We start from the raw sequence: 22,707 nt of genomic DNA, 5'->3' as shown, positions 1-22,707 counted from the left end.
AACGCTTCTAATATGGAAACATTAACAATTGAACTGAAGCAGGCTAAAAGTATGGCTCTTTTGGAAGACCTTGAAGCCTTGAATATTATCAAAATTATTCGAAAAAAAACACCACCTAAACCTCCAGGAAAACTTTCTGATATGTTCAGAGGTAGCATTTCTGCCGAAGAAGCGGATAGATTTAATGAATACGCTAAAAAAAGCAGAGACGAATGGGAACGAGATATTTAATAGATACCAATACTTTATCAGATTATTTTGGAGAGAAACTACCTCTCAATAGTCTTGATTTTATTGATACACTCGTGAATGATAATCCTCAAATTTCAGTAATGACTCGTATCGAATCATTAAGCTACCTCACGCCTAAAATTGAGATTTTTCGTTCATTCGTCAATTACTCTACCGTATTCGATTTAACCGAAGACATCATTCTGAGAACTATTGCTTTACGCCGTTCCCGACGTATCAAAATCCCTGATGCCATCATTGCAGCAACAGCTTTGGAATATGATTTAACATTGATTACTCACAATACTTCCGACTTTCAAGGTATTCCAAATCTAAAATTATTAGATGCTCATTCGTTGTAATCTTTGAACTGTTAACTATTAATTGATAACTGTACACTGATTTATACTCTCTCAATCACCGTAGCAATTCCCATTCCGCCACCGATACACAAACTGGCTAAACCTGTACCTTTTCCTGTTCTTTCCAATTCGTCCAAAAGCGTCATTAAGATAATTGCTCCCGTTGCTCCGAGTGGATGTCCCAAAGCAATTGCTCCACCGTTTACGTTTACTTTAGCAGGGTCAACGCCCAAAACATCCATAAACATCATTGGAACTACGGCAAAGGCTTCGTTGATTTCAAACAAATCTATATCGTTGATATTCATACCATTACGTTTCAAAACCTTTTGTGTGGCAGGAACTGGGCCCGTGAGCATAATGGTTGGTTCAGAACCACAAACGCCAAAAGCCGTGATTTTTGCTCGTGGTTTCAAACCTAATTTTTCACCCATTGCTTTGCTACCAATCAAAATTCCTGCTGAACCATCTACAATTTGTGAAGAGTTTCCTGCGTGATGGATATGGTTTATTTCGTTAAATTCTGGATATTTCATCAATGCCAAATTATCCAAACCCATCTGCCCCATCATTTCAAAAGATGGTTTCAATTTAGCCAACGATTCTACCGTTGTTTCGGGTCTCATTCCTTCGTCGTAACTCAAAACATCAAGCCCAATTTCATCTTTTACGGTAAACATTGATTTGGCAAAACGATTGGCTTTATGTGCCTCGGCTGCTCTTCTCTGCGACTCTACGGCAAAGGCATCGGCAGCCTCACGAGTGTAGCCGTATTTTGTGGCAATTAAATCGGCAGAAATTCCTTGTGGTACAAATTTATGTTCGGCAATCAATTGCGGATTCATCATCATTGCTCCGCCATCTGAACCCATCGCTACTCGTGACATAGACTCAATACCACCCGCAATCATCAATTCTTGCTGACCTGACATAATGTATGCAGCCGCCATATTTACTGCTTCTAAACCTGATGAACAAAAACGGTTAATTTGCACACCCGCTACTCGTTGGTCATAACCAGCCGCAATGACGGCAGTTCGGGCAATATCTGCCCCTTGTTCGCCAATGGGCGTTACGCAACCCATGATAACGTCATCTATCAGACTGGTATCTAAATTATTGCGGTCACGGAGTTGTTCCAAAACCTGTTGTGCCAACGTAATTGGCTGAGTAGCGTGCAAAGAACCGTCAGATTTCCCACGACCACGTGGCGTTCGGACAGCGTCATAAATATATGCTTGATTCATGCTTGGTTGGTCGAGTTTCCCGCCCGACGTTTTTGAATAGTTATGCTTAGAAAATATTTCAAATATGGCACGAATTTACAACATTTGTTATGCAAGCATACTATTTTGTATAAATATTTAGATATTTTTTTGATTTATTGTGAGTTGAAGCCTTTATAAGTAATTTTAGTACAAATACTCAATAAAATCCAATCTTTATAAACCAAATCATGAAAAAACACTTCATTATGCTGACAGTAGCCTCTGCGTTACTTTTTTCAAAATGTACTTCAAAAAAGCAAGACACAACTAATTCAACAGACAGTCAGACAACAACTGCCACAGCTCAAACAACACCAACTTCTTTATTTGACCCAAACAACAAAGTCGTTGATTTTAAAGACATTACTACTAAACACAAAGTAACTTATGTGGATTTTTGGGCAAGCTGGTGTGGCCCTTGTCGGGGAGAAATGCCAGCATCTCAAGCACTCCGTGAAGTGTATAAGGATAAAGATGTCAACTTTTTGTATGTCTCATTAGACGAAGAATCTGCCGCTTGGGCTGAAGCGAATAAATCATTTGCACTACCTGACGGTCATAGCTTTTTACTTGCCAATCCTTCCGAATCTGCCATTCCAGCCACCTTCAATATAAGCTCTATTCCACGCTATATTTTGATTGATGAAAATGGAAAGGTAATTGACGAAGACGCACCAAGACCAAGCGAAAGCGAAAGAATTACTACGGCATTGGATAAAGCTTTAAAATAACTATCTGATTTTAAACAATTTAGTTCAATAAATACTTATAAACAAAATCAACCAAAAACAACATGAAAAAGGTCTGTCTTAATTTTTCTATTTTCTTATTTATTGCCTTAAATATTTCGTGTAGCAAAGGCGATGAACCTTGTGTAAAAACTACATGGTATCAAGATGCCGATAGCGATGGATTGGGTAACAAAGTGGTCGCTACTGAAGCTTGCGACCAGCCTACTGGATACGTTTCAAATGCTAATGATGACAATGACAATCCAATAAAAACACCCGTTTCTATTATTCCTACAAAAGGTTACACAACTCCAACGACTTATACAAATTTAAAAGCGGTTTGGGCAGATGAATTTGATGGTACAAGCCTAAATGAAACCTACTGGAATTATGAAATTGGAAATAATAACGGTTGGGGAAACAACGAATTACAGTATTACAAAAAAGAAAATACAACGGTAAAAGATGGCTATTTGATTATTGAAGCGAAGACTGAAAATATCAGCGGTCAAAATTATACTTCGTCGAGATTAACTACCCAAAATAAATTTAATCTCAAATATGGTCGAATTGATATTAGAGCAGCATTACCAAAAGGACAAGGAATTTGGCCTGCTTTATGGATGTTGGGAAAAAATATTACTTCTGTCAATTGGCCAAAATGTGGGGAGATTGATATTATGGAAATGGTTGGAGGACCTGGTAAAGATAATACTGTACACGGAACTGTTCACTGGGATAATAACAATAGCCACGCTCAATATGGCGGTAGTACACAATTATCATCAGGTGTTTTTAATGACGAATTTCATGTGTTCTCAATTGTATGGGATGCCCGAAAAATCGTTTGGTATTTAGATGATAAACAATTTCATGTCATTGATACAACACCTGCGGGTCTGAGTGAATTTCAAGAAGAATATTTTCTCCTTATCAACTTAGCAGTTGGCGGAAATTGGCCTGGAAGCCCCAATGCCTCAACCATTTTTCCACAGCATTTAGTGGTAGATTATGTTCGAGTTTTTCAATAAGAATATTTAGAAATGTTAATGGGTTGTGTTATTGTTGTTTGTCTCAACAACAATAACATAACCCATTAACATTCAAACAGTTATGAAATATCAATCCAATTTACAATAAATATTCATTCTCCAAAACATTTTGTATTTACAATAATGAAAAAAATCATATTTAGCACAATTGTGTCATTCTTTGCATTTTCTACATTTGCAAAGTCTTCCAAAAACCACATGAATATCAATACAATTACGGCTGATTCAACAGAGTTTAGAGACTACTTAGGAAGTTATAAAATGGACGAGAATCCGATTGCAGAAAAAATGAAAATCTTTTTTAAAGATGATAATTTATACGGACAAGCAGTAGGTTATCCAGCAACAAAATTGACTCGTAAAAAGGAGGATGAATTTGAAGAAACTAACTTCGGAGCAGTAATAACTTTCACTCGTGTCAACGGAATAGTTTCAGGAATAAAAGTATCTGTACAAGGGCAAGATTTGTTAGGAACGAAGGAATAAGAAAAATCCCTATCACACAAATCTACTTCTAATTATCAAAGCCGCCACGATGATAAATGATTTTCAAACGATTAAATGTGTTAGGGATTTATAAAATTCTTGCAACTTGAAAAATAGTCTGATTTTAAGCCGCCACGAAAAATCAGACTTTCAAATTGTGATTAGCTATTTATTATTCCAAAGGTATGTGTACCTACACGAATTACCAAAAGTGAATATTCTAATTTTAATACTTATTTCACGAACATTACAATTTTCCTTATAAGCGTAAAAAAAGAGTGTTGTATTATTTTTGCTTAATAGCCATGCTAACGTTTTGAGAGACAGTGAGGTTATCTCTAACAAAAGTCATGGATTTTATCAGCAGAATATACAGAATTGTACTTTAGTCATTTGCTTAACAACCGCCAATTCATACCTGAATCCTTAGATTTTCCGTTTGGACTTAAATTATTAGCCTTGATATGCTCCCAAATCATCCGTTCATCACAAAATAAGTCCATTCCTGAACCTACAATCTTGTATTTGAGTTTTGATAGAATAACCAATACTCAATTCTTAGATGAACAAATTAATAATTATTCCAGTCATTACTTTAGTCTTTTTATTGATAGACTGGTACGTTTGGCAAGCAGTAAAAGTTTCAACACAAAACCTTGCTCAAAATACCCAAAATATCGTCAAATATATCTTCTGGGGTGTTACAGCGTTTACACTTGCAGGAATGTGGGTTTATAACTTTGTAAATCCTGATTTATTAGGAAAAAACCTACGTACAATCATTATGGTTGGTGTTTTCATTAACTATGTTTCCAAAATATTTGTCGTATTATTTCTTCTTATTGATGATTTGGGTCGATTAATACGTTGGATTACAGGAAAATTTACAGGTCATACCGTCACCGCTGATGCACCCATTGGAGGAACAGGAAATATCACTCGCTCTGAATTTTTAATGAAAACTGCCGTAGTTGCAGGAGCAATTCCAGCGGTTGCTCTTACTTGGGGAATTATCTCAGGAGCTCATGATTACAGAATACGTCGGGTAAAATTAGCTTTAAAAAACCTTCCTAAACAGTTTGAAGGCATGACTATCGCTCAAATTTCTGACATTCACTCAGGCTCATTTTTCAATCGTGTGGCTGTAAAAGGTGGTGTTGAAATGTTGATGAAAGAAAAACCTGACATGGTGTTTTTTACGGGAGATTTGGTAAATAATTTGGCTACGGAGGTTCAAGAATATATTGACATTTTCAATAAGGTAAAAGCTCCGTTGGGTGTTTTTAGTACACTTGGAAATCATGATTATGCAGACTACGTAAATTGGCAAGGCGACGCAAGAGCTAAGCAACAGAACCTCAATGACTTAATGCACGCTCATAAAGTAATGGGCTATGATTTATTGATGGACGAACACCGCTTCATCGAACAAGGTGGTGAAAAATTGGCGATTATTGGCGTACAAAATATCAGCGGGCAAAATCGTTTTCATACTTACGGAAACTTGGCAAAAGCACATCAGGGAACAGAAGAAGCTCCCGTAAAATTGTTACTCTCACACGACCCAACGCATTGGGACAAAGAAGTAAACACCAAGTTTAAAGACATTGACGTGATGTTCTCTGGACATACGCACGGAACGCAATTTGGAATAAATATTGGTGATTATACGTGGTCGCCTGCACAATATGCTTATAAACAATGGGCAGGAATGTATGAAGAAGGCAACCAAAAACTATACATCAATCGTGGCTATGGCTATATTGGCTACCCAGGAAGAGTAGGAATGCCTCCAGAGATTACGGTTTTTGAATTAGTGAAGGGATAATCTCACAAATACCTAAAATCCAAAGGGTTAGCATATTTAAAAACATAACCAGTCCGTGAAATTAATTTTTGCGGACTGATTATTTTAAAAGGAATCGGCTCTACGGCTTCTTCAAAAATTGGTTTTGTAAAACCTAAATCTTCGCAATTTTTAAGGTAAATTTCTTCTCGAATCGGATGTTCTGGTGAAACGACATTGAAAGTTTCGTCCCAAAAACCTTTTTCTAAAATCATCGAAATAATTTGAATTACATCGTCTTGATGGACATAATTCACGGGTATTTTTCCTGTATTAATCGTTTTCCCTTGAAAATATTTAGCAGGAATTCTTTCTCCGCCCATTAATCCGCCGCAACGTAAAATCGTAACATTTTGTGGAAGGGTTTTCAATAAATTCTCAACTTTAATTAATGCGTGATTATCAATGACAGAGTCTTCTTCTGAAATTTCTCGATTTAAGTCAGGATAGACAGAAGTCGAAGAAGTATAAATAATGGATTTGATGGAAGATGATGGCAAATATTCAAGGAGAGATTCTATTTGTTGAACGTGATAATCTTCCCCTAATTTCCCTGCTCGTGGTGGGATGCAAATAATAAGTATTTCTGAATCAAGGAATTGAGTGATATTTTCACTTTCAATTTTAGGCGTGAATTGTAATAAAAAAGGCTCAATATTTACCGCTGAAAGTAAGGCAATTTTACTTTCTGAAGTCGTTGAACCTTTTACAGTATGACCATTTTTAACTAAAGTTTCACCCAATGGAAAACCTAACCAACCACAACCTAAAATACTGATTTTCATAATAAAGAGTAGCTCAGGATTCTATCCTGAGAAGCGTAAAACCTTCTCAAAATAGCATTCTGAGCTACATTAAGTAAAACTTTTTCCAATGAATATACTCCTCCACATTTTCAGGAACCATATAATGAATTGACTTTCCATTTTTCAAACATTCACGAATAAATGTTGCCGAAATATCCAGAGAAGGAGCATTTATTAATTTCACATTTGGATGATTTTCTAAATCACTTTTTACCGAATTTGGTCTTGGATAAACATACAATCCAAAATATTCTAAAATTTTATCGTGATTTTTCCAATTCGGAAATTGAGCTAAATTATCACCTCCAATTATCAACCTAAACTCGTGTTGCGGATTTTTTTCTTGCAAACGGATAAGCGTATCAATCGTAAATGAAGGTTTTGGCATTGAAAATTCAATGTCTGTTACCTTAAATTGAGCATTATCGGCGATGGCTTTTTCTACCATCGTCAAGCGGTCAAACTCGTGCAGAAGTGAGCTATTTTTCTTGAAAGGATTTTGCGGTGACACTACAAACCAAACTTGTTCTAAGTCGGTAGTGGTAGCCATGACATTTGCCACAATCAAATGACCAATATGAATAGGGTTGAATGACCCAAAAAATAAACCAATTTTCATCATCAGTTAGCAGTTATCAGTAAACAGTTATCAGTACAGCTTTTCTGGTTACTGATAACTGTTTACTGTTTACTGACTCGTAAAATCATCAAATAATTTTTGTGCTTTTGCAAAAGCAGTATCGAGGTCGTCGTTTAAAAGAACAATATCAAATTGGTCTTGAAAGGACATTTCAAAATTCATTTTAAAAACTCTTTTCGAAATTGAGTCTTCCGAATCCGTACCACGCTCACGAAGTCTTTTTTCTAATTCTTCTACACTTGGTACTTTTACAAAAATAGACAAAGCTCTTTCTTTGTAATATTCCTTCAACTTAACACCTCCACGTACATCTACGTCAAAAATCACGTGTTTTCCTGATGCCCAAAGTCTTTCAATTTCAGACTTTAATGTTCCGTAATATGCCCCTGGATAAACTTCTTCCCATTCCACAAATTCATTATGCACAATTCTTTGCTTGAATTCGTCGGGAGTCATGAAGTGATAATCTTTACCATTTTCTTCATTGCGACCACGTTTGTCACGGGTACAAGCCGAAATAGAAAAGCCTAAATTGTCATTATTTGCCAATAGGTGCTTAACAATAGTTGTTTTGCCCGAGCCAGACGGGGCTGAAAAGATGATGAGTTTACCGTTTTCCAATGAATGAATGATTGAGTGAGAGAATGTGTGATTGAGTGATAAAACACCGCAAATCCTTAACTTCTACAAAAATAAAAAGTTATTAAGTGAAATCATTTGAAATGACCAACTTAATAACTTGAATATATTATTAAAAATAAAGTAATCAACTGATTATTTCACCAATGCCTAACACCTAAATCCTAATACCTGTTTATAATCCTTTGATTTTCTGTTTAATACAGTCAATTAAATTTGAAGGAATGCACTTTTTTTCCAATCTCAATTGCATTGTTTCCTTAATACATTTTTCTAATTCATAGCCTTTTTCACAAGGTAAGCATTTGTCCATATTCTGCTTGAATTGAACCATTTGCTCATCTGTTGCCTGACCATCCACAATCAGTTGCACCATTTTCATGCACTCAGCTTGATGCTCGCACGATGTCTTTTTTTGAATCTTCTCAGCCTCGGAAACCATTTTTTTAATTATTAAGCAATTTTAACGTTCGGTCAATTATGGGATTACTATTTATCAATCAAGTAGTTAGTAAACAGGGTGTGTTTTAAAATAATTCCACTTAGTTGAAAAAAAAGTCATTTGTTTAATTTATTGTACTTGATATATGTACTAAAGTTCAACAAGATTAATGATTTAGCAATTAAACGTTGATTATTTTCACTATCTGCTATTTCAGCAATCCCTAATCTGCCATACTGTCAGCATTTACATCATAGCCTAACGATTTGGCATACGATTTTAATTTTTCTTTCAACAACATTCTTGCACGGTGAAGTCTTGAACGGACTGTCCCGATGGGAATATCCAGAATTTTTGCCATTTCTTCGTAGGTAAAACCTTCTACATCACAAAGAATAATGACTGTTCTGAAATCTACGGGTAAAGCGTTTAAGGCATTGGCAATTTCATCCCCGATTAAGTCTTGAACTGTTTCAGCTCTTAAATCAACGGTTTGGTTTGTCTCTGCGTCTTCTTCCGAATTATAAGTTGTTTCAACATCCTGATAATCAACTTTTGAAGGCTCTTTAGATTTCTTTCTAAAATCATTAATAAAGCTGTTTTTCAAGATACGAAACAACCATGCTTTAGCATTAGTTCCTTCTGAAAATGAGTTGATAAATCTGAATGCTTTGAGATATGTGTCTTGTACAAGGTCATTTGCATCGTCTTCATCGTTGGTTAAACGGAAGGCAAAATTGTACATAGAGTCAATATGAGGCATAAATTCTTTCTCGAAAACACGGTGTTTTTCGAGGTCGGAATAGGTTTGAGTTGTTTGGATTTCTTCTTGTTCGTCCATTTTGTTGCTGAGTATCGTCAGTAAAAATAAAACATGATAATTGATTTACAAAAAAATCATTCCTTATGACATTTATCATGTTTGAACTTTATTACAAACAAACAACTTGCCAAGCATTTTTTTGGTCATTTTCCTGACAAAACGGCATTGTTTTAAGTAGGATAAGTTTCCAACCTGTCTAAAAATTTAGTAAAGGACAGGTTAGAAACCTGTCCTACAATTCAACCATAGAAGACAGGTTAGAAACCTGTCCTACTTCATATAATATTTCGACTCAATAACTTTTGTTACGCCATTTTCGGTAATGGTATAATTAAAACCTGATTGAATGGCATACGCTCCATATTCGCCGTTTTTGTTTAAAGCTAAGTATCCGATTTGAAATTCTTTGTAGTTATATCTCTTCACAATACGCATGATGGCTTCTTCGCAGGCTTGTTGCGGCGTTTTGCCATTACGCATTAATTCTACGATTAAGAATGAACCGAGTGTTTTTAAGACAAATTCTCCTAAGCCTGTGGCACAAGCTCCACCAACCTCATCATCACAGAATACTGCCGCACCAATTACGGGCGAATCCCCTACTCTACCGTGCATTTTGAAAGCTAATCCACTGGTGGTACACGCTCCTGATATTTCCCCTTTTGTTCCTAATGCCAATAAACCGATGGTATCGTGGCGTTCGATGTTGATTTTAGGTTCGTATTTTGATGTTTTCTTCCACTCTTCCCATGCTTTTTTGGCAACATCTGTCAATAAATTTTCTTTTTTAAATCCCTGAGAAAGAGCAAATTGTAAAGCACCCTCGCCCGAAAGCATCACATGAGGCGTTTTTTCCATTACTGCTCTTGCTACTGAAATCGGGTGCATAATATTTTGAAGAAAAGTTACTGAACCCGCATTTCCTTTTTCGTCCATGATACAAGCGTCGAGGGTTACATTGCCGTCACGGTCGGGAAAACCACCGTAACCTACTGATGTGTCATTTGGGTCAGCTTCGGGAATTCTTGCCCCTGCTTCTACGGCATCTAAGGCTCTTCCTGTTTTTTGGAGCGATGCCCAAGCGGCTTCGTTGGCTTTTTCGTTTTTCCAAGTTGAAATAACAAATGGGAATTTGGCTGTTGGTTTGTTAGAGGCAAGCGTTTGGGTTGATGCCAAAGCAGTTAAAATACTTGTTTGTTTGATGAATGTTCTACGTTGCATTGATTTTAGGTTTGTTTGCTTAAATTTATCGTTATTATAGGAAATTTACAAGTATTGATTTGCCACGAAGACACCAAGTCACTAAGTTTTTATAAAGTTAGAATAATGAAAACTTAGTGACTTGGTGTCTTCGTGGCAAAAATAATCGACAAAAAATGAAAATAGTTTGTATTTCAGATACCCATAGTTTACAACACAAAATGACGATTCCCGATGGAGATTTGCTGATTCATGCAGGAGATATTTCGTCAAGAGGGAAAATTGAAGAAATAGAAATGTTTAATGAATGGATGGGTTCATTACCACATCGTCATAAGGTTATGATTGCGGGAAATCATGATTTTTTCTTTGAGAAATATCCTAAAGAAGTTCATAAAATAATTACCAATATTGAATATTTAAACGATAGCGGAACGACGATTGAAGGCTTCAAAATTTGGGGTTCGCCTGTACAACCTTGGTTTTATGATTGGGCTTTTAATAGGAAACGGGGACAGGATATTCGTAAACACTGGGATTTAATTCCAACGGAAACGGATATTCTGATAACGCATGGACCTCCTTTTGGCATTTTAGACCAAACCATCAGGGGTGAAAAAGTAGGTTGTGAAGATTTGACAGATATTGTTCAAAATCGGGTAAAACCAAGTTTGCACGTATTTGGGCATATACACGAGGCTTACGGTCAGCAACAAATTGGAGAAACTTTATACGTAAATGCGTCGATGGTTGATTTGGCGTATCGTCCTGTTAGGGAGGCAATTGTAGTGGAGTTGTAAGCAGTAAACAGTAAACAGTAAACAGTAAACAGTAAACAGTAAACAGTAAACAGTAAAGAAGCCAGTTTGGGAATTGTTAGTTCCCAAACTGGCTTCTTTTGATACTTTATATTTGTTTACTGATAACTGTTAATTGTTTACTGATAACTGTTAATTGTTTACTGATAACTGTTAATTGTTTGATAACTGAAATCTTATTCCCTAAAATCTCCCTTCTCATATTTATCAAAAAGTAAGTCGAAATGTCCTTTTAGGATTTCCTCTAATTTATGATGATATTCTGGAAATGATGGCAAATTATTATGTCCTCCACCGTAAATAGGTGTTAATCTGGCAGTTAATGGAACAAGACTTTGTAACCTTACCGATGAAGAATATGGTATTAGCCAGTCTTTCGTCCCATGAATTATGTAAATCGGGCAACGAACGTAGCGAATCCAAATGTCGGTTCTGATACTAAATCGTAATATCATCGCAACGGGCATGAAGGGTAAAAAGCGATTTGTTAAATGTGAAAATGAATAATAGGGAGCATCTAAAATCAACATTTTCGGGCGATTATTAGATGCTAATTTACAGGCAAATCCACTACCTAACGACCGCCCATAAACGACAATATCTTCTTCTTTGTAGCCATATTTTGCCCGCATTCGATTGTAAACGTACTGAGAATCTTTATTGAGATTTGCCTCCGTGCGTTTGCCAATGGATTTGCCAAAACCACGATAATCAATCATCACGACATCATAACCGTGCCGAGTAAAATCTACTGCGTATTTCGACCAGCCTTTTATACTGCGAGTATTACCGTGAAAGTACATCACCAAACCAACAGGTTTTTCATGATAAAATCGCAATCCGTTGATTTTTACGCCTTCTTCGGGTTCAAAATGAAGTTCCTCAAAAGGGTCATCATATTTATACTCAAAATCAGCGTGCAATTTTTCTGGTTTGAAAATAAACCGTTCTTGGATAAAATAGGCAATAATGCACAAGACTACGTAGCCAATGCCAATATAAATCCAAGTTTCGGTTGATAAATTCATTTGTATGTAACTCGATACTTCCGCATCGAAAATAATATGAATAAAAATTGCCGATGTGGAAACATCAGTTTACAAAAATTTCTTCAAAATCTTCTCAACGGCATCTAAATATCCGCCTCCAAACAAATTCACATGAACCATTAAGGGATATAAATTATACAAAGGAATACGGTCGCCAAAACCATTTTCAATAGCATTTACTTCGTGATAGGCTTCGTAAAAACTGGTTTCAAAACCACCAAACATAGTCGTAAAAGCCAATTCTGCTTCACGCAAACCGTAATAACAGGCTGGGTCAACTAAGCCCACAAAACCCTGACTATCCGTCATCACATTGCCCGACCATAAATCTCCATGCAGTAAAGCAGGTTTTTCGTTCGGAATTAATGACGGTAATTTTTCATACAATTGATTGAATTTTGCGTGTAATTCTTCCGAAATTTTACGGTCGTAAAGTGCCAATCCTGCCTGAACTTTTAAGCGTTTTTCGATAAAAAATTCTACGCCATCCGTCATCCATTCATTCGACTGACGCAATGCTCCGATAAAATTATTGAAATCTAAACCAAATTTTGGGTTTGTGTGCGAGTGAAGATGAGCCAATTTTTGCCCAAAATCTTGCCAATAATTAGGTTGTTTATAACTGGCTGTCAGGAACTCCATCATTAAATATTCTTTATCAACAATTTTTCCGTGATTGATAACTTGCGGAATCGACATCACGCCTGTATCTCGCAAAACCTGCAAACTACGAGACTCTGATGCAAACATTCCTTCGTGGTCGCCCTGATTCCATTTGATAAAATAATCACCTTCTGCCACTTTTACTTTTACGGCAAGGTTAAAATTTCCACCGTAAAAAAACTGAAAATCAAGCACTTTGGGTTGGTGTCCTAAATTTTCAAAAAGAATACTTTCGATAAATTGATACTGCTCTTGTGTCTGAAAAGTCATATTTTAAGGGAGTCGTAAGTCCTAAGTCTGTAAGTTGTAAGCCAAATTTAAGAGAAAACTGTTAAATTGCATGATAGCTTTGATTTTTTAGCATTAGAATTCATCCCCACAATTATATTTACAAATAATGAAATACAAAAAACACGTTTTTATCTGTACAAATCAGAAAGATGCACCCAAGAAATGTTGCGGTGACGAAAGAGGAGCAGCCTTAGTAGATGCGTTCAAAAATTCGATGAAAGAAAAAGGTTTATTGCCACAAATGAGAGCTCAAAAAACAGGTTGCTTAGACATCTGTGCTTTTGGCCCAGCAGTGATGGTTTATCCAGAAGGAATTATGTACGGCAATGTTCAATTATCTGACGTTGAGGAAATCATTGAAAGCCATTTAATCAACGACCAACCCGTTGAACGTTTGGTTATTGCGTAATTTTCTTAGGTAGAGACGTTGCCTGCAACGTCTTTGCATATTACCTGCAGCGTTTTCATAACGTTTAAATGTCAATGAAATTTTGTGGAAAGACGTTGCAGGCAACGTCTCTACTATTTTATAATTCCAATTATATGACAGGAAGGATTCCTGTCGTACAGCCCATTCCATCATGTATCGCATATATCCCACATTATTAAATTCGTTCGCTTTATTTGAAGAAAAAACCACTGATTCACAGGGGGAAATCATTGTGGATATGTGGAACATGATTGACCGTATCAACCGTGTAAAGAAACCTACTACTGAAGCTCAACAAAAAGGAATAGATTTTGAAAAAGCCGTCGTAACGGGTGAAAATGAAGATGATTTCAAAGAAGGAATCATTGAAAAAGCACGAGCCTTATTACCTTCAAAATACAAAACGCAATTTTACTCAGAAGCGAAATATAAAAACTGCTTGATTTACGGCTTCGTGGATTTGGTTGGTAGCGACCGTGCCGTTGACTTAAAATCCACTCGAAAATATGAACCTAATCGCTTTGAACACAATCATCAAAATTTGTATTTATTGGGTTTGAAAAAGTACGGAATAAAAACTTTAGACTACGTAATTACCGATTTTGAGGAAGTTTATCAAGAAACCTACACTTTCGATGATTACGATTTCAAACCGCTTTATCAGCAAATCGACAATTTTGTGGATTTCATAGAACAACATAAAAAACTCATTAAAGACAAAAAGATTTTTGATAATAAAACTGACAATAATCAATTATCGATGTTTTAGAACGCTATGTCATTGCGAGTGTAGTGAATCGGAGTTTTGTTAAATCAATCTGTTTGCTTACGAGCAGAGGTTTTCAAACTATTTCTCTTCTATCGGCAGATTGCTTCGTTGCACTCGTAATTTGAAAAGTAACGTAAATAGCGGTCTGACTATCGTCTGACCGAGTATGTAAATTCAGTCAGACGATAGTCAGACCGCTAACCACCATTTACATTCCATAAAACATCCAACCCTTCATAATATTAATTTAAAAATGGTGTAAATAGCGGTCTGACTATCGTCTGACCGAGTATGTAAATTCAGTCAGACGATAGTCAGACCACTACTACAATATCCCTTTCAACTCTCCCAAATCCCTTATTTCATACTTCGGTTTTATCGAAACCTCTTGTGGACGTTGGTCTGGATTGAAGAAAACGGCATCAATTCCCGCACGGGTTGCCCCCACAATATCCGACTGAAAACTATCGCCAATCATCAAACATTCTTGAGGCACTGCTCCCACTTTTTTTAGGGCATATTCAAAAATTCGAGAATCGGGTTTTTTATATCCTGAATTTTGAGACGTAACTACTTCTTTAAAATAATGCGTAATCTGTCCTGCATTCATTTTTACCGACTGAATTTCATCAAAACCGTTAGTGATGATATGCAAAGGATATTTTGGAAAAAGATATTCCAACGTCTCTTTTGCATTAGGTAAAAGATTATGCTTTTTTGAAGAAATCTTGATATAAGTATCTGACAAAGAATCACATACTTCATGACTATCAACGCCTAAGCTACTAAAAATCAAGCGAAAACGTGAATGACGTAATTCGGGTTGGGAAATTCGTCCAGCCTCATATTTATCCCAAAGTTGATGATTAATTTCGTTGAATTTCAAATAAAATTGCGACGATGAAGGAACACCCAAAGTCTGCAAATCGAAATCATGATAAACTTCTTCTAAAGCAATTCTTGAGTTAGTATTATGGTCCCAAAGTGTATGGTCGAGGTCAAAGAAAATGTGTTTATATCTCATTAAAACGTTGATTTTTACGCAATTTAGGACTGATTTTTGTTAAGCTATCAATAATTTATACATTTGTAAAAACAATTGTTTTTCGGTGTTTGAATTTCAATGTTCGATATTTGTAAGAAAACCCAAACATCGAACATCGGAAGACGAATATCGAAAACAAACATCGAATTTAAAATGGCAAAACAGCAACAACAAGACGAAAATCAGCTTAATGTAGAATTAACTGAAGAAATGGCTGAGGGTGAATACGTAAACTTAGCAATGATTGCTCACTCGCAAAGTGAGTTTGTAATAGATTTTATCAAAATGATGCCCGGGATTCCGAAGGCAAAAGTAAAGTCAAGAGTAATTCTTACGCCTGACCATGTATATAGATTGCTAAATGCGTTGAAGGAAAATATTCAAAAATACGAAGAGGCTTACGGAGCAATTTCGGAAGACCAAAGTCAAATCGGATTTCAATTTCCAATGAATTATCGTGGACCAATCGGTGAAGCATAATTCTAAATGTAAATACAGAACGTCTATTTAAAAACACTTCAAAAGCGTAAAACGCATCAGAGTTTTCTCTGAAAACGTTTACGCTTTTTTTGTTTATAAAAAAACGAGTAATTTTAGATAAAATCACCAAATTATTTCTCAAAATCGAGTAATCCGTAGGCAAATTATTCTTTCAAAACTATAACTAAAATAAATAACGTACAATGAATGTTAAACTTAACAAATCTCATATAGCTTCTAACTCGACTCATCTGAGTAAACATCTTAATTTACCTGACCCTAAAGTTTTTGACTTACCCGAAAAAGTTTTACAATTTGGCACAGGAGTTCTACTTCGTGGACTTTGCGATTATTTTATCGACAAAGCCAACAAACAAGGTATTTTCAATGGTAGAGTTGTCGTTGTTAAATCTACGGACAAAGGTGGTGCCGATGATTTTAACGAACAAGATGGACTTTATACCCACTCTGTTAAAGGAATCGAAAATGGTGAAGCAATTGAGGAATACATTCTTAATGCTTCCATATCTCGTACTTTATCTGCACGCTCGCAATGGCAAGAAATTTTACATTGTGCCAAAAATCCAGAAATGCAGATTATCCTTTCAAACACCACGGAAGTAGGTATCTCATTATTAGAAGGTGATAAAATTACAAACAATCCTCCTGCTTCATATCCTGTAAAATTATTAGCATTTCTTTATGAACGTTGGACTGTATTTAATGGCTCAGCAGAAAGTGGAATGGTGATTGTACCAACAGAATTAATCGTTGGCAATGGTGATATTTTGAAAGATATTGTGCTGAAACAAGCTCAAGCGAATGCTCTTGAACCAGCATTTATTGAATGGTTAAACAATAGCAATCATTTTTGTAACTCATTGGTTGACAGAATTGTACCGGGAAAACCAGAAAAAGAAGCTATCGAAGAATTGCAGAAAAAATTAGGCTACGAAGATAACATCATGGTTCTTTCTGAAGCCTACCGTTTATGGGCAATTCAAGGAGGAGAGAAAGTACGTAAAGTATTATCATTTGCTCAAGCAGATTCTGGAGTTGTTATTGAAAATGATATTGAAATTTACCGTGAATTAAAACTTCGTATGCTCAACGGAACGCACTCGTTACAGTGTGGAATGGCGTATTTATTAGGTTTCAGAACGGTTAAAGATGTCATGTCAAATGGTTATTTGAGCAGAATAATTACCAATTTGATGTTGGGTGAAATGTCTTTAGCGATTCCATATAAAATTGATGCTAAAACTCGTGACCGTTTCGGTAGAATGGTTCTTGACCGTTTCCGTAATCCATTCTTGAACCATAAATTATTAGATATTACGGTTCAATACACGGCAAAAATGAAGATGCGTAATATCCCAATTCTTTTACAATACTATAAAGAATTTGGAAAAGCTCCTGAACTTTTTGCGATGGGATTTGCAGCCTATTTACAATTTATGCACGGTGTAAAAGAAGTAAATGGCACATATTACGGCGAATCAAACGGAGAGTTTTATCCAATCAATTGTAACTTTGCCCCTTACTTTTACGAAGCTTGGCAGGCAGGTTTTGATTTAGAAAAAGTATTAGCAAACGTTAGCCTTTGGGGAGAAGATTTAACCAAATTGGATGGCTTTACGGATGCCGTTAGAAAATATTTGTAGGAAGAATTTGTAACACAAACTTTAGCCTGTAAGTGAAATACGGACTAAAGTCTATTTCACAGTATTTACATTACAGACTGAAGTCTGTGTTACTTTACATTGAAAATTATCATAAATTATGAAAGTTATTACCTTTGGAGAAGTCATGATGAGGCTCAGTACGCCTAATTTTTCAAGATTTTCTCAGGCAACTCAATTTGATATAAATTTTGGCGGTGGCGAAGCAAACGTTGCCTCTTCATTAGCCATTTTTGGCATTCCTGCAAGTCATGCAACTCGTTTTCCAAATAATGATTTAGGACAAGCAGCAACGGCTGTTTACAAAAAATATGGCGTTGGCACAGAAGCCATTGCTTATGGTGGTGACCGTCTGGGCATATACTTTGTTGAAAAAGGATCAGCCATGCGTCCGAGTAAAGTTGTTTACGACCGTGCCAATTCATCATTTGCAACGCTACAACCTTCTGATTTTAATTGGGAAGAAATCTTAAAAGGAGCTACTTGGTTTCACTTTACAGGTATTTCGCCTGCTATTTCTGAAGGTGCGGCACAGGCTTGTTTAGAAGCTGTACAAACGGCATCACGTTTAGGAATAAAAGTTTCTGCCGATGTTGGTTATCGTTCAAATCTTTGGAAATGGGGAAAAAGACCAAACGAAGTGATGCCTCAATTAATCAAATATTGCGACGTAATTGTTTGTAGTAAAGGCGATGCCGCTGATATGTTTGAAATTAAGCCTAATGACGAAAAAGGCAGTTTCAAATCAGTTTGCAAGCAAATTATGGAGCGTTTTCCGAAAGTAAAGAAAATTCTTACGACCAAACGTGGACAAATTTCGGCTTCACACAATACCCTTTCTGGAAGAGCTTGGGATGGCACGCAAATGATTGAAACAGAAGCCATTGACATTCCAGACATTGTAGATAGAATTGGTGGTGGCGATGCCTTCATGGGCGGATATATTTATGGAGAATTAACCTACCAAGACACTCAAAAAGCTCTTGAATTTGCCGTAGCAGCCTCAGCTTTGAAACACACCGTAGAAGGTGATTTCAACCTTGTAAGCGTACAGGAAGTTGAAGCAGTCATGGCAGGTGATGTAAGTGGACGATTAAAAAGATAGTTTGAGGGGACGGGAGGAATGCAGTAGATGGAGGAATGAGTTAGTTAAGTTTAGCACTTTACTTTAGGAAAAGTATAAATTTAAAGTACCAAGCATCTTCCGTTGAACTTCCCGAAAGTTAAAAACTTTCGGGAAGTTATTCCAAGTCAAATATGGTATATTATTTTTCACCATTTCCCTTCAATTATTTATGAAAATTAAAACAGAAGTTTAATATATTTAAAATAACACTCAGAAGTGGAGAAACCTAATGTTTCTTATACCTTCTATGTGGTTACAAACAAAATGAAATTTACAAAAGAAGAATTATACGCAAAACTTAGCGAAGTGCCAATTATGCCTTTGTTCAATCACCCAGATATTGAGGTGAGCAAAGCAGTGGTAAAAGCTTGCTATGACGGAGGAATCAAAGTTTTTGAATACACCAATCGTGGAGAAGGTGCTGCTCAAATTTTTGCAGAATTAGTAAAATATATTCGCCAAGAATTACCCGATATGGCCATCGGAATTGGTACGGTTTTCACTGCTGAAGAAGCTGAATATTTTGTTAGTTTAGATACTGATTTTATCGTACAACCATGTCTTAATCCAGAAGTTGGAGCAGTTTGTAAGAAATACGAAATGGCATGGTTCCCAGGCGTAATGACCGTTTCTGAGATTTTCCAAGCACAACAAGCTGGTTCTGATATTGTAAAGATTTTCCCTGCCAATGTACTCGGAACGGCATTTATCAAGGCTATTAAAGGACCAATGCCAAAAGCAAAAGTAATGGTAACGGGTGGTGTTGAGCCTAACGAAGAAAACTTAAAAGGTTGGTTTTCAGCAGGAGTTACTGCTGTTGGAATGGGTTCTCAATTATTTCCAAAAGCAGTTTTAGAATCTGGAAATTTTGAAGAAACAACTGAGATTGTAAAAAAATGTATTGCCTTAGTGAAAGGATTTTAAGTTATTTTTCGATGTTTGGTACTCAATTATTACCAAACATCGAATAACAAACATCCAAACTAATCTCTTCTAAAAAACTGAATAATTACGATAACTACCGTCGTGAAAATAGTGCTACAAATCACCTTCAATAACACAGGGAAAAATAATCCCCAATCAGAAGCTTCTAATAAAAAAAGTACAAAATGGTGAATCACCGTTAACACAACCGTATAAGTTATAAACCATGTCAAACCCATTGAACTAAGACTAAGTGTTTGGCGTTCGTCATATCCACGCTGAGGGGTCAACAATGAGATAATTGAGGGTCTTAAAAATGCTATTAAAGTCATTGCAGCAGCATTTGCTCCAATAGTATTATAAAAAACATCTACTGCCATTCCCGCAAAAAAACCAAGTAAAATCAAGGTTATACGGTTCGTTTCAAAAGGCAAAAGCGTCACACTCGCTATATAGGCAAAACAAAACGCATAGTCGAAAAGTACCAATTGTCTTACAAAAAATATTTGTAATAAAAGGTAAAAACCAAAGACCAGCCCTTGTGATAATATATTTTTCTGAGTCATTTATTATTTATAGTAAGCGAAAAGCGATTTGCGAAAAGCGAATACTTAAATACAGTGAATTGCATTCATGTTTTTTCGTAATCACAGTGGCAAACCACCCTAAATATTTTTAGCATTACGTAGATTTACTTCACTTTTACGTCGTTTGTTTTCTCTTCCAATGTTTTCTGTTCGTTCATCAACTTATTATTTATCACATATACATAAGCAAGTGTGTGAAAGTTGGTGGCTAATTGAACCTCAATATCATGAAAAGTCTGGTCAGCTTTTACGCCCACTTTTTTAACATAACCGATGGTAATATTGGGAGGAAAAACGTAGTTAAAATCGGAAGTAACGACTGTATCTTTAATCTTAACGGCTTTATACCTTGACACTTCGGTCATTTCAACAATATCTGGATTGACACCGTCCCACTTTACAGAACCAATTTCATTATTTCTCTTCAATTTTGCTGAAACGGAATACTCCGAGTGTAAAATTGAAATCACGATTGAAATATGCTCTGAACAAGATTTAATTTTTCCAACAACGCCCGTTGACGAGATTACGCCCATTCCAGGAGCAAGTCCATCGGCAGAACCTTTATCAATCGTTATATAATTATTAAATTGGGTAGTTGTGAGGTTTTGGACTTTGGCAACAACAAATTTGAAGCGACTCGCAACGGCAGAATCCGCCTTGTAGTTTATAATAGACTTATCAAGTTGTTGTGCTTGTAGTTTTGAAACCAATTGATTCAAACGGCTATTTTCGGTAGCTAAATCTTTATTTACATCTCTCAAATTTGAATATTCTGTTATTGAATTTGAGGTTTCTAAAGCTTTGGCTGCGTAATAGTTAGTCGTATTGAAAAAAATGGCGTTTGGATAATTATTATAGGAATAAAAAAACCAAAGACTCAGCACCTCCAAAATTGCGAACAAAATGAAGGCCCGTTGTCTGGATATAAACTGAATAAGTTGGTACATTTTTTTAGAGATTAGAGAACAGATGAGAGAGTTAAGAGAAAAGAGTATAAAGAAAATCCAAGAGTGATTCCTCAAATGAGGCTAAATCTCTTCAAATTTCTCTATACTCTTACGCTATCATCTATGCTCTTTTTAACTACGAAATAAGAATTGGCTTGAAGTGGTCTAAGTGTTTCAAGACCTCACCTGTTCCACGAACAACCGCTCTTAAAGGGTCATCAGCAATGTGGATTGGCAATTTTGTTTTGTTAGCCAAACGTTTATCTAAACCATGAAGCAATGCACCACCACCCGTTAAGTGGATACCATTGTGGTAAATATCAGCTGAAAGTTCTGGTGGTGAAACCTCCAAAGCTTTCATTACGGCTTCTTCAATTTTAGAAATTGATTTATCTAAAGCGTAAGCAATTTCTGAATAAGTTACTTTAATTTCTTTTGGAATACCTGTCATTAAATCACGACCACGAATTTCATAATCTGCTGGTGGATTTTCTAATTCTGGTAATGCCGAACCTACTTCAATTTTGATTAATTCTGCTGAACGCTCACCAATCAAAAGGTTGTGTTCACGACGCATATAATCAACAATATCACGAGTAAAAACGTCTCCTGCAATACGTACAGAAGCCTCACAAACGATACCAGAAAGGGCAATAACCGCAATTTCAGTAGTACCTCCTCCGATGTCCACAATCATTGAACCATTTGGTTGTTCAATATCAATTCCGATACCAATTGCCGCAGCGATAGGCTCATGAACCATATAAACTTCCTTAGCACCTGCGTGTTCGGCAGAGTCTTTTACGGCACGTTTTTCAACCTCTGTAATACCAGAAGGAATACAAATAACCATACGATGAGAAGGCGTAAAGAAACGGCTTCCTGTATCAATCATTTTAATCATGCCACGAATCATCAATTCGGCAGCGGTAAAGTCAGCAATCACTCCATCTTTTAAAGGACGAATTGTTTTGATATTTTCATTGGTTTTTTCGTGCATCTGCATTGCCTTGTTTCCGATTGCCAAAACTTTGTTTGTAGCTTTATCAAGTGCAATAATTGATGGCTCGTCCACCACGATTCTATCTTTGTGAATAATTAACGTATTGGCAGTACCAAGGTCAATTGCAATGTCTGAAGTTAGGAAGCTAAATAATCCCATTTTTTATGATTAGTTCTTTGTTATCTGTGTCTAAATCTTTAGGCTACATAAAGTTACCTAAAATTATACATAGTAAAATGTATATTTCTTGTAAAAGTACAAAATTAATGAGAATCAAGGAGAATTTATTGAAAGCGGAACTAAATTCTTTTATTTTAGACCTTTAATCGAAACATAATTAACAAAAGATAGTTTTTTGTTAGAT

26 protein-coding genes are annotated in these 22,707 nt (G+C 36.0%); 13 read left to right on the top strand and 13 right to left on the bottom strand.

Translation table 11 applies throughout. From position 1 onward, the window contains the following. Nucleotides 1-12 precede the first annotated feature (12 nt). Complete coding sequence (locus VB796_RS03235; RefSeq protein WP_323345071.1) at nt 13-231, top strand: hypothetical protein; 219 nt, start codon at nt 13-15, stop codon at nt 229-231. Continuing rightward, nucleotides 213-593, top strand: a complete 381-nt coding sequence (locus VB796_RS03230; protein WP_323345070.1) for a type II toxin-antitoxin system VapC family toxin — start codon at nt 213-215, stop codon at nt 591-593. The genes VB796_RS03235 and VB796_RS03230 overlap by 19 nt, the downstream gene beginning before the upstream one ends. 41 nt (nt 594-634) lie before the next feature. Here the strand turns inward: VB796_RS03230 and VB796_RS03225 are convergent, their stop codons facing one another. Further along, a complete protein-coding gene (locus VB796_RS03225; RefSeq protein ID WP_323345069.1) occupies nt 635-1,840 on the bottom strand; it encodes an acetyl-CoA C-acetyltransferase in 1,206 nt (401 codons plus the stop codon). Nucleotides 1,841-2,049: 209 nt separating this feature from the next. On the opposite strand from VB796_RS03225, the gene VB796_RS03220 reads away from it, so the two are divergent. The 4 genes from VB796_RS03220 to VB796_RS03205 all read left to right on the top strand — a co-directional run bounded on the left by VB796_RS03220 (nt 2,050) and on the right by VB796_RS03205 (nt 5,958). After that, nucleotides 2,050-2,592, top strand: a complete 543-nt coding sequence (locus VB796_RS03220) for a TlpA disulfide reductase family protein (protein ID WP_323345068.1) — start codon at nt 2,050-2,052, stop codon at nt 2,590-2,592. Nucleotides 2,593-2,654: 62 nt separating this feature from the next. Further along, nucleotides 2,655-3,623 (top strand): glycoside hydrolase family 16 protein, encoded by a 969-nt coding sequence (locus VB796_RS03215; protein WP_323345067.1) that lies wholly within the window; start codon nt 2,655-2,657, stop codon nt 3,621-3,623. 144 nt (nt 3,624-3,767) lie between these two features. Further along, nucleotides 3,768-4,130, top strand: coding sequence for a hypothetical protein (locus VB796_RS03210; protein ID WP_323345066.1), 363 nt, complete (start codon nt 3,768-3,770; stop codon nt 4,128-4,130). 562 nt (nt 4,131-4,692) lie between these two features. Next, nucleotides 4,693-5,958 carry a metallophosphoesterase gene (locus VB796_RS03205; protein ID WP_323345065.1) on the top strand — a complete coding sequence of 422 codons (1,266 nt, stop codon included), beginning with the start codon at nt 4,693-4,695 and terminating at the stop codon, nt 5,956-5,958. A 2-nt stretch (nt 5,959-5,960) separates the two neighbouring features. On the opposite strand, the gene VB796_RS03200 is transcribed toward VB796_RS03205, so the two are convergent. From VB796_RS03200 to VB796_RS03175, 6 genes are all read right to left on the bottom strand, one after another. Continuing rightward, nucleotides 5,961-6,761: an SDR family NAD(P)-dependent oxidoreductase gene (locus VB796_RS03200; RefSeq protein ID WP_323345064.1), complete on the bottom strand. Its 801-nt coding sequence runs from the start codon at nt 6,759-6,761 to the stop codon at nt 5,961-5,963. A gap of 64 nt (nt 6,762-6,825) precedes the next feature. Then, the gene (nadD, locus tag VB796_RS03195) at nt 6,826-7,401 is read right to left on the bottom strand and encodes a nicotinate (nicotinamide) nucleotide adenylyltransferase (protein WP_323345125.1); all 576 of its coding nucleotides are present in this window, start codon (nt 7,399-7,401) and stop codon (nt 6,826-6,828) included. Nucleotides 7,402-7,470: 69 nt separating this feature from the next. Further along, the gene (gmk, locus tag VB796_RS03190) at nt 7,471-8,043 is read right to left on the bottom strand and encodes a guanylate kinase (RefSeq protein ID WP_323345063.1); all 573 of its coding nucleotides are present in this window, start codon (nt 8,041-8,043) and stop codon (nt 7,471-7,473) included. Nucleotides 8,044-8,236: 193 nt separating this feature from the next. Further along, nucleotides 8,237-8,503, bottom strand: coding sequence for a hypothetical protein (locus tag VB796_RS03185; RefSeq protein ID WP_323345062.1), 267 nt, complete (start codon nt 8,501-8,503; stop codon nt 8,237-8,239). Nucleotides 8,504-8,726: 223 nt separating this feature from the next. Next, nucleotides 8,727-9,344, bottom strand: coding sequence for a sigma-70 family RNA polymerase sigma factor (locus VB796_RS03180; protein WP_323345061.1), 618 nt, complete (start codon nt 9,342-9,344; stop codon nt 8,727-8,729). A gap of 252 nt (nt 9,345-9,596) precedes the next feature. Then, a complete protein-coding gene (locus tag VB796_RS03175) occupies nt 9,597-10,547 on the bottom strand; it encodes a N(4)-(beta-N-acetylglucosaminyl)-L-asparaginase (RefSeq protein WP_323345060.1) in 951 nt (316 codons plus the stop codon). Nucleotides 10,548-10,702: 155 nt separating this feature from the next. Here VB796_RS03175 and VB796_RS03170 point away from each other — a divergent pair, with 155 nt between their 5' ends. Then, nucleotides 10,703-11,326, top strand: coding sequence for a metallophosphatase domain-containing protein (locus tag VB796_RS03170; RefSeq protein ID WP_323345059.1), 624 nt, complete (start codon nt 10,703-10,705; stop codon nt 11,324-11,326). Nucleotides 11,327-11,520: 194 nt separating this feature from the next. Here VB796_RS03170 and VB796_RS03165 read toward each other — a convergent pair whose 3' ends face one another. Both VB796_RS03165 and VB796_RS03160 read right to left on the bottom strand, forming a co-directional pair. Beyond that, nucleotides 11,521-12,372 (bottom strand): alpha/beta hydrolase, encoded by an 852-nt coding sequence (locus VB796_RS03165; RefSeq protein WP_323345058.1) that lies wholly within the window; start codon nt 12,370-12,372, stop codon nt 11,521-11,523. Between the two features lie 69 nt (nt 12,373-12,441). Continuing rightward, nucleotides 12,442-13,326 carry a fructosamine kinase family protein gene (locus VB796_RS03160; protein WP_323345057.1) on the bottom strand — a complete coding sequence of 295 codons (885 nt, stop codon included), beginning with the start codon at nt 13,324-13,326 and terminating at the stop codon, nt 12,442-12,444. A gap of 127 nt (nt 13,327-13,453) precedes the next feature. On the opposite strand from VB796_RS03160, the gene VB796_RS03155 reads away from it, so the two are divergent. Both VB796_RS03155 and VB796_RS03150 read left to right on the top strand, forming a co-directional pair. Beyond that, nucleotides 13,454-13,756, top strand: a complete 303-nt coding sequence (locus tag VB796_RS03155) for a (2Fe-2S) ferredoxin domain-containing protein (RefSeq protein WP_323345056.1) — start codon at nt 13,454-13,456, stop codon at nt 13,754-13,756. 172 nt (nt 13,757-13,928) lie between these two features. Beyond that, nucleotides 13,929-14,546 carry a hypothetical protein gene (locus VB796_RS03150; RefSeq protein WP_323345055.1) on the top strand — a complete coding sequence of 206 codons (618 nt, stop codon included), beginning with the start codon at nt 13,929-13,931 and terminating at the stop codon, nt 14,544-14,546. 325 nt (nt 14,547-14,871) lie between these two features. Here VB796_RS03150 and VB796_RS03145 read toward each other — a convergent pair whose 3' ends face one another. Then, a complete protein-coding gene (locus VB796_RS03145) occupies nt 14,872-15,570 on the bottom strand; it encodes a YjjG family noncanonical pyrimidine nucleotidase (RefSeq protein ID WP_323345054.1) in 699 nt (232 codons plus the stop codon). 174 nt (nt 15,571-15,744) lie between these two features. Between VB796_RS03145 and VB796_RS03140 the strand changes: the two genes are divergently transcribed. The 4 genes from VB796_RS03140 to VB796_RS03125 all read left to right on the top strand — a co-directional run bounded on the left by VB796_RS03140 (nt 15,745) and on the right by VB796_RS03125 (nt 19,803). Continuing rightward, entirely contained in the window at nt 15,745-16,071 is a 327-nt protein-coding gene (locus tag VB796_RS03140) for a DUF3467 domain-containing protein (RefSeq protein ID WP_323345053.1), read from the top strand. A 203-nt stretch (nt 16,072-16,274) separates the two neighbouring features. Continuing rightward, entirely contained in the window at nt 16,275-17,735 is a 1,461-nt protein-coding gene (locus tag VB796_RS03135) for a tagaturonate reductase (RefSeq protein WP_323345052.1), read from the top strand. 118 nt (nt 17,736-17,853) lie between these two features. Next, nucleotides 17,854-18,858 carry a sugar kinase gene (locus tag VB796_RS03130; protein WP_323345051.1) on the top strand — a complete coding sequence of 335 codons (1,005 nt, stop codon included), beginning with the start codon at nt 17,854-17,856 and terminating at the stop codon, nt 18,856-18,858. A 285-nt stretch (nt 18,859-19,143) separates the two neighbouring features. Further along, nucleotides 19,144-19,803, top strand: a complete 660-nt coding sequence (locus VB796_RS03125) for a bifunctional 4-hydroxy-2-oxoglutarate aldolase/2-dehydro-3-deoxy-phosphogluconate aldolase (RefSeq protein ID WP_323345050.1) — start codon at nt 19,144-19,146, stop codon at nt 19,801-19,803. A 59-nt stretch (nt 19,804-19,862) separates the two neighbouring features. Here the strand turns inward: VB796_RS03125 and VB796_RS03120 are convergent, their stop codons facing one another. The 3 genes from VB796_RS03120 to VB796_RS03110 all read right to left on the bottom strand — a co-directional run bounded on the left by VB796_RS03120 (nt 19,863) and on the right by VB796_RS03110 (nt 22,502). After that, complete coding sequence (locus tag VB796_RS03120) at nt 19,863-20,369, bottom strand: hypothetical protein (protein WP_323345049.1); 507 nt, start codon at nt 20,367-20,369, stop codon at nt 19,863-19,865. 125 nt (nt 20,370-20,494) lie between these two features. Next, nucleotides 20,495-21,340, bottom strand: a complete 846-nt coding sequence (gene mreC / locus VB796_RS03115; RefSeq protein ID WP_323345048.1) for a rod shape-determining protein MreC — start codon at nt 21,338-21,340, stop codon at nt 20,495-20,497. 136 nt (nt 21,341-21,476) lie between these two features. Further along, nucleotides 21,477-22,502, bottom strand: coding sequence for a rod shape-determining protein (locus VB796_RS03110; RefSeq protein WP_323345047.1), 1,026 nt, complete (start codon nt 22,500-22,502; stop codon nt 21,477-21,479). Nucleotides 22,503-22,707 lie beyond the last annotated feature (205 nt).

The sequence above is a fragment of the Arcicella sp. LKC2W genome, assembly GCF_034931005.1.
Taxonomy (GTDB): Bacteria; Bacteroidota; Bacteroidia; order Cytophagales; family Spirosomataceae; genus Arcicella.
The sequence above is the reverse complement of the archived record's forward strand: the minus strand, read 5'-3'. Positions and strand labels throughout refer to the sequence as shown.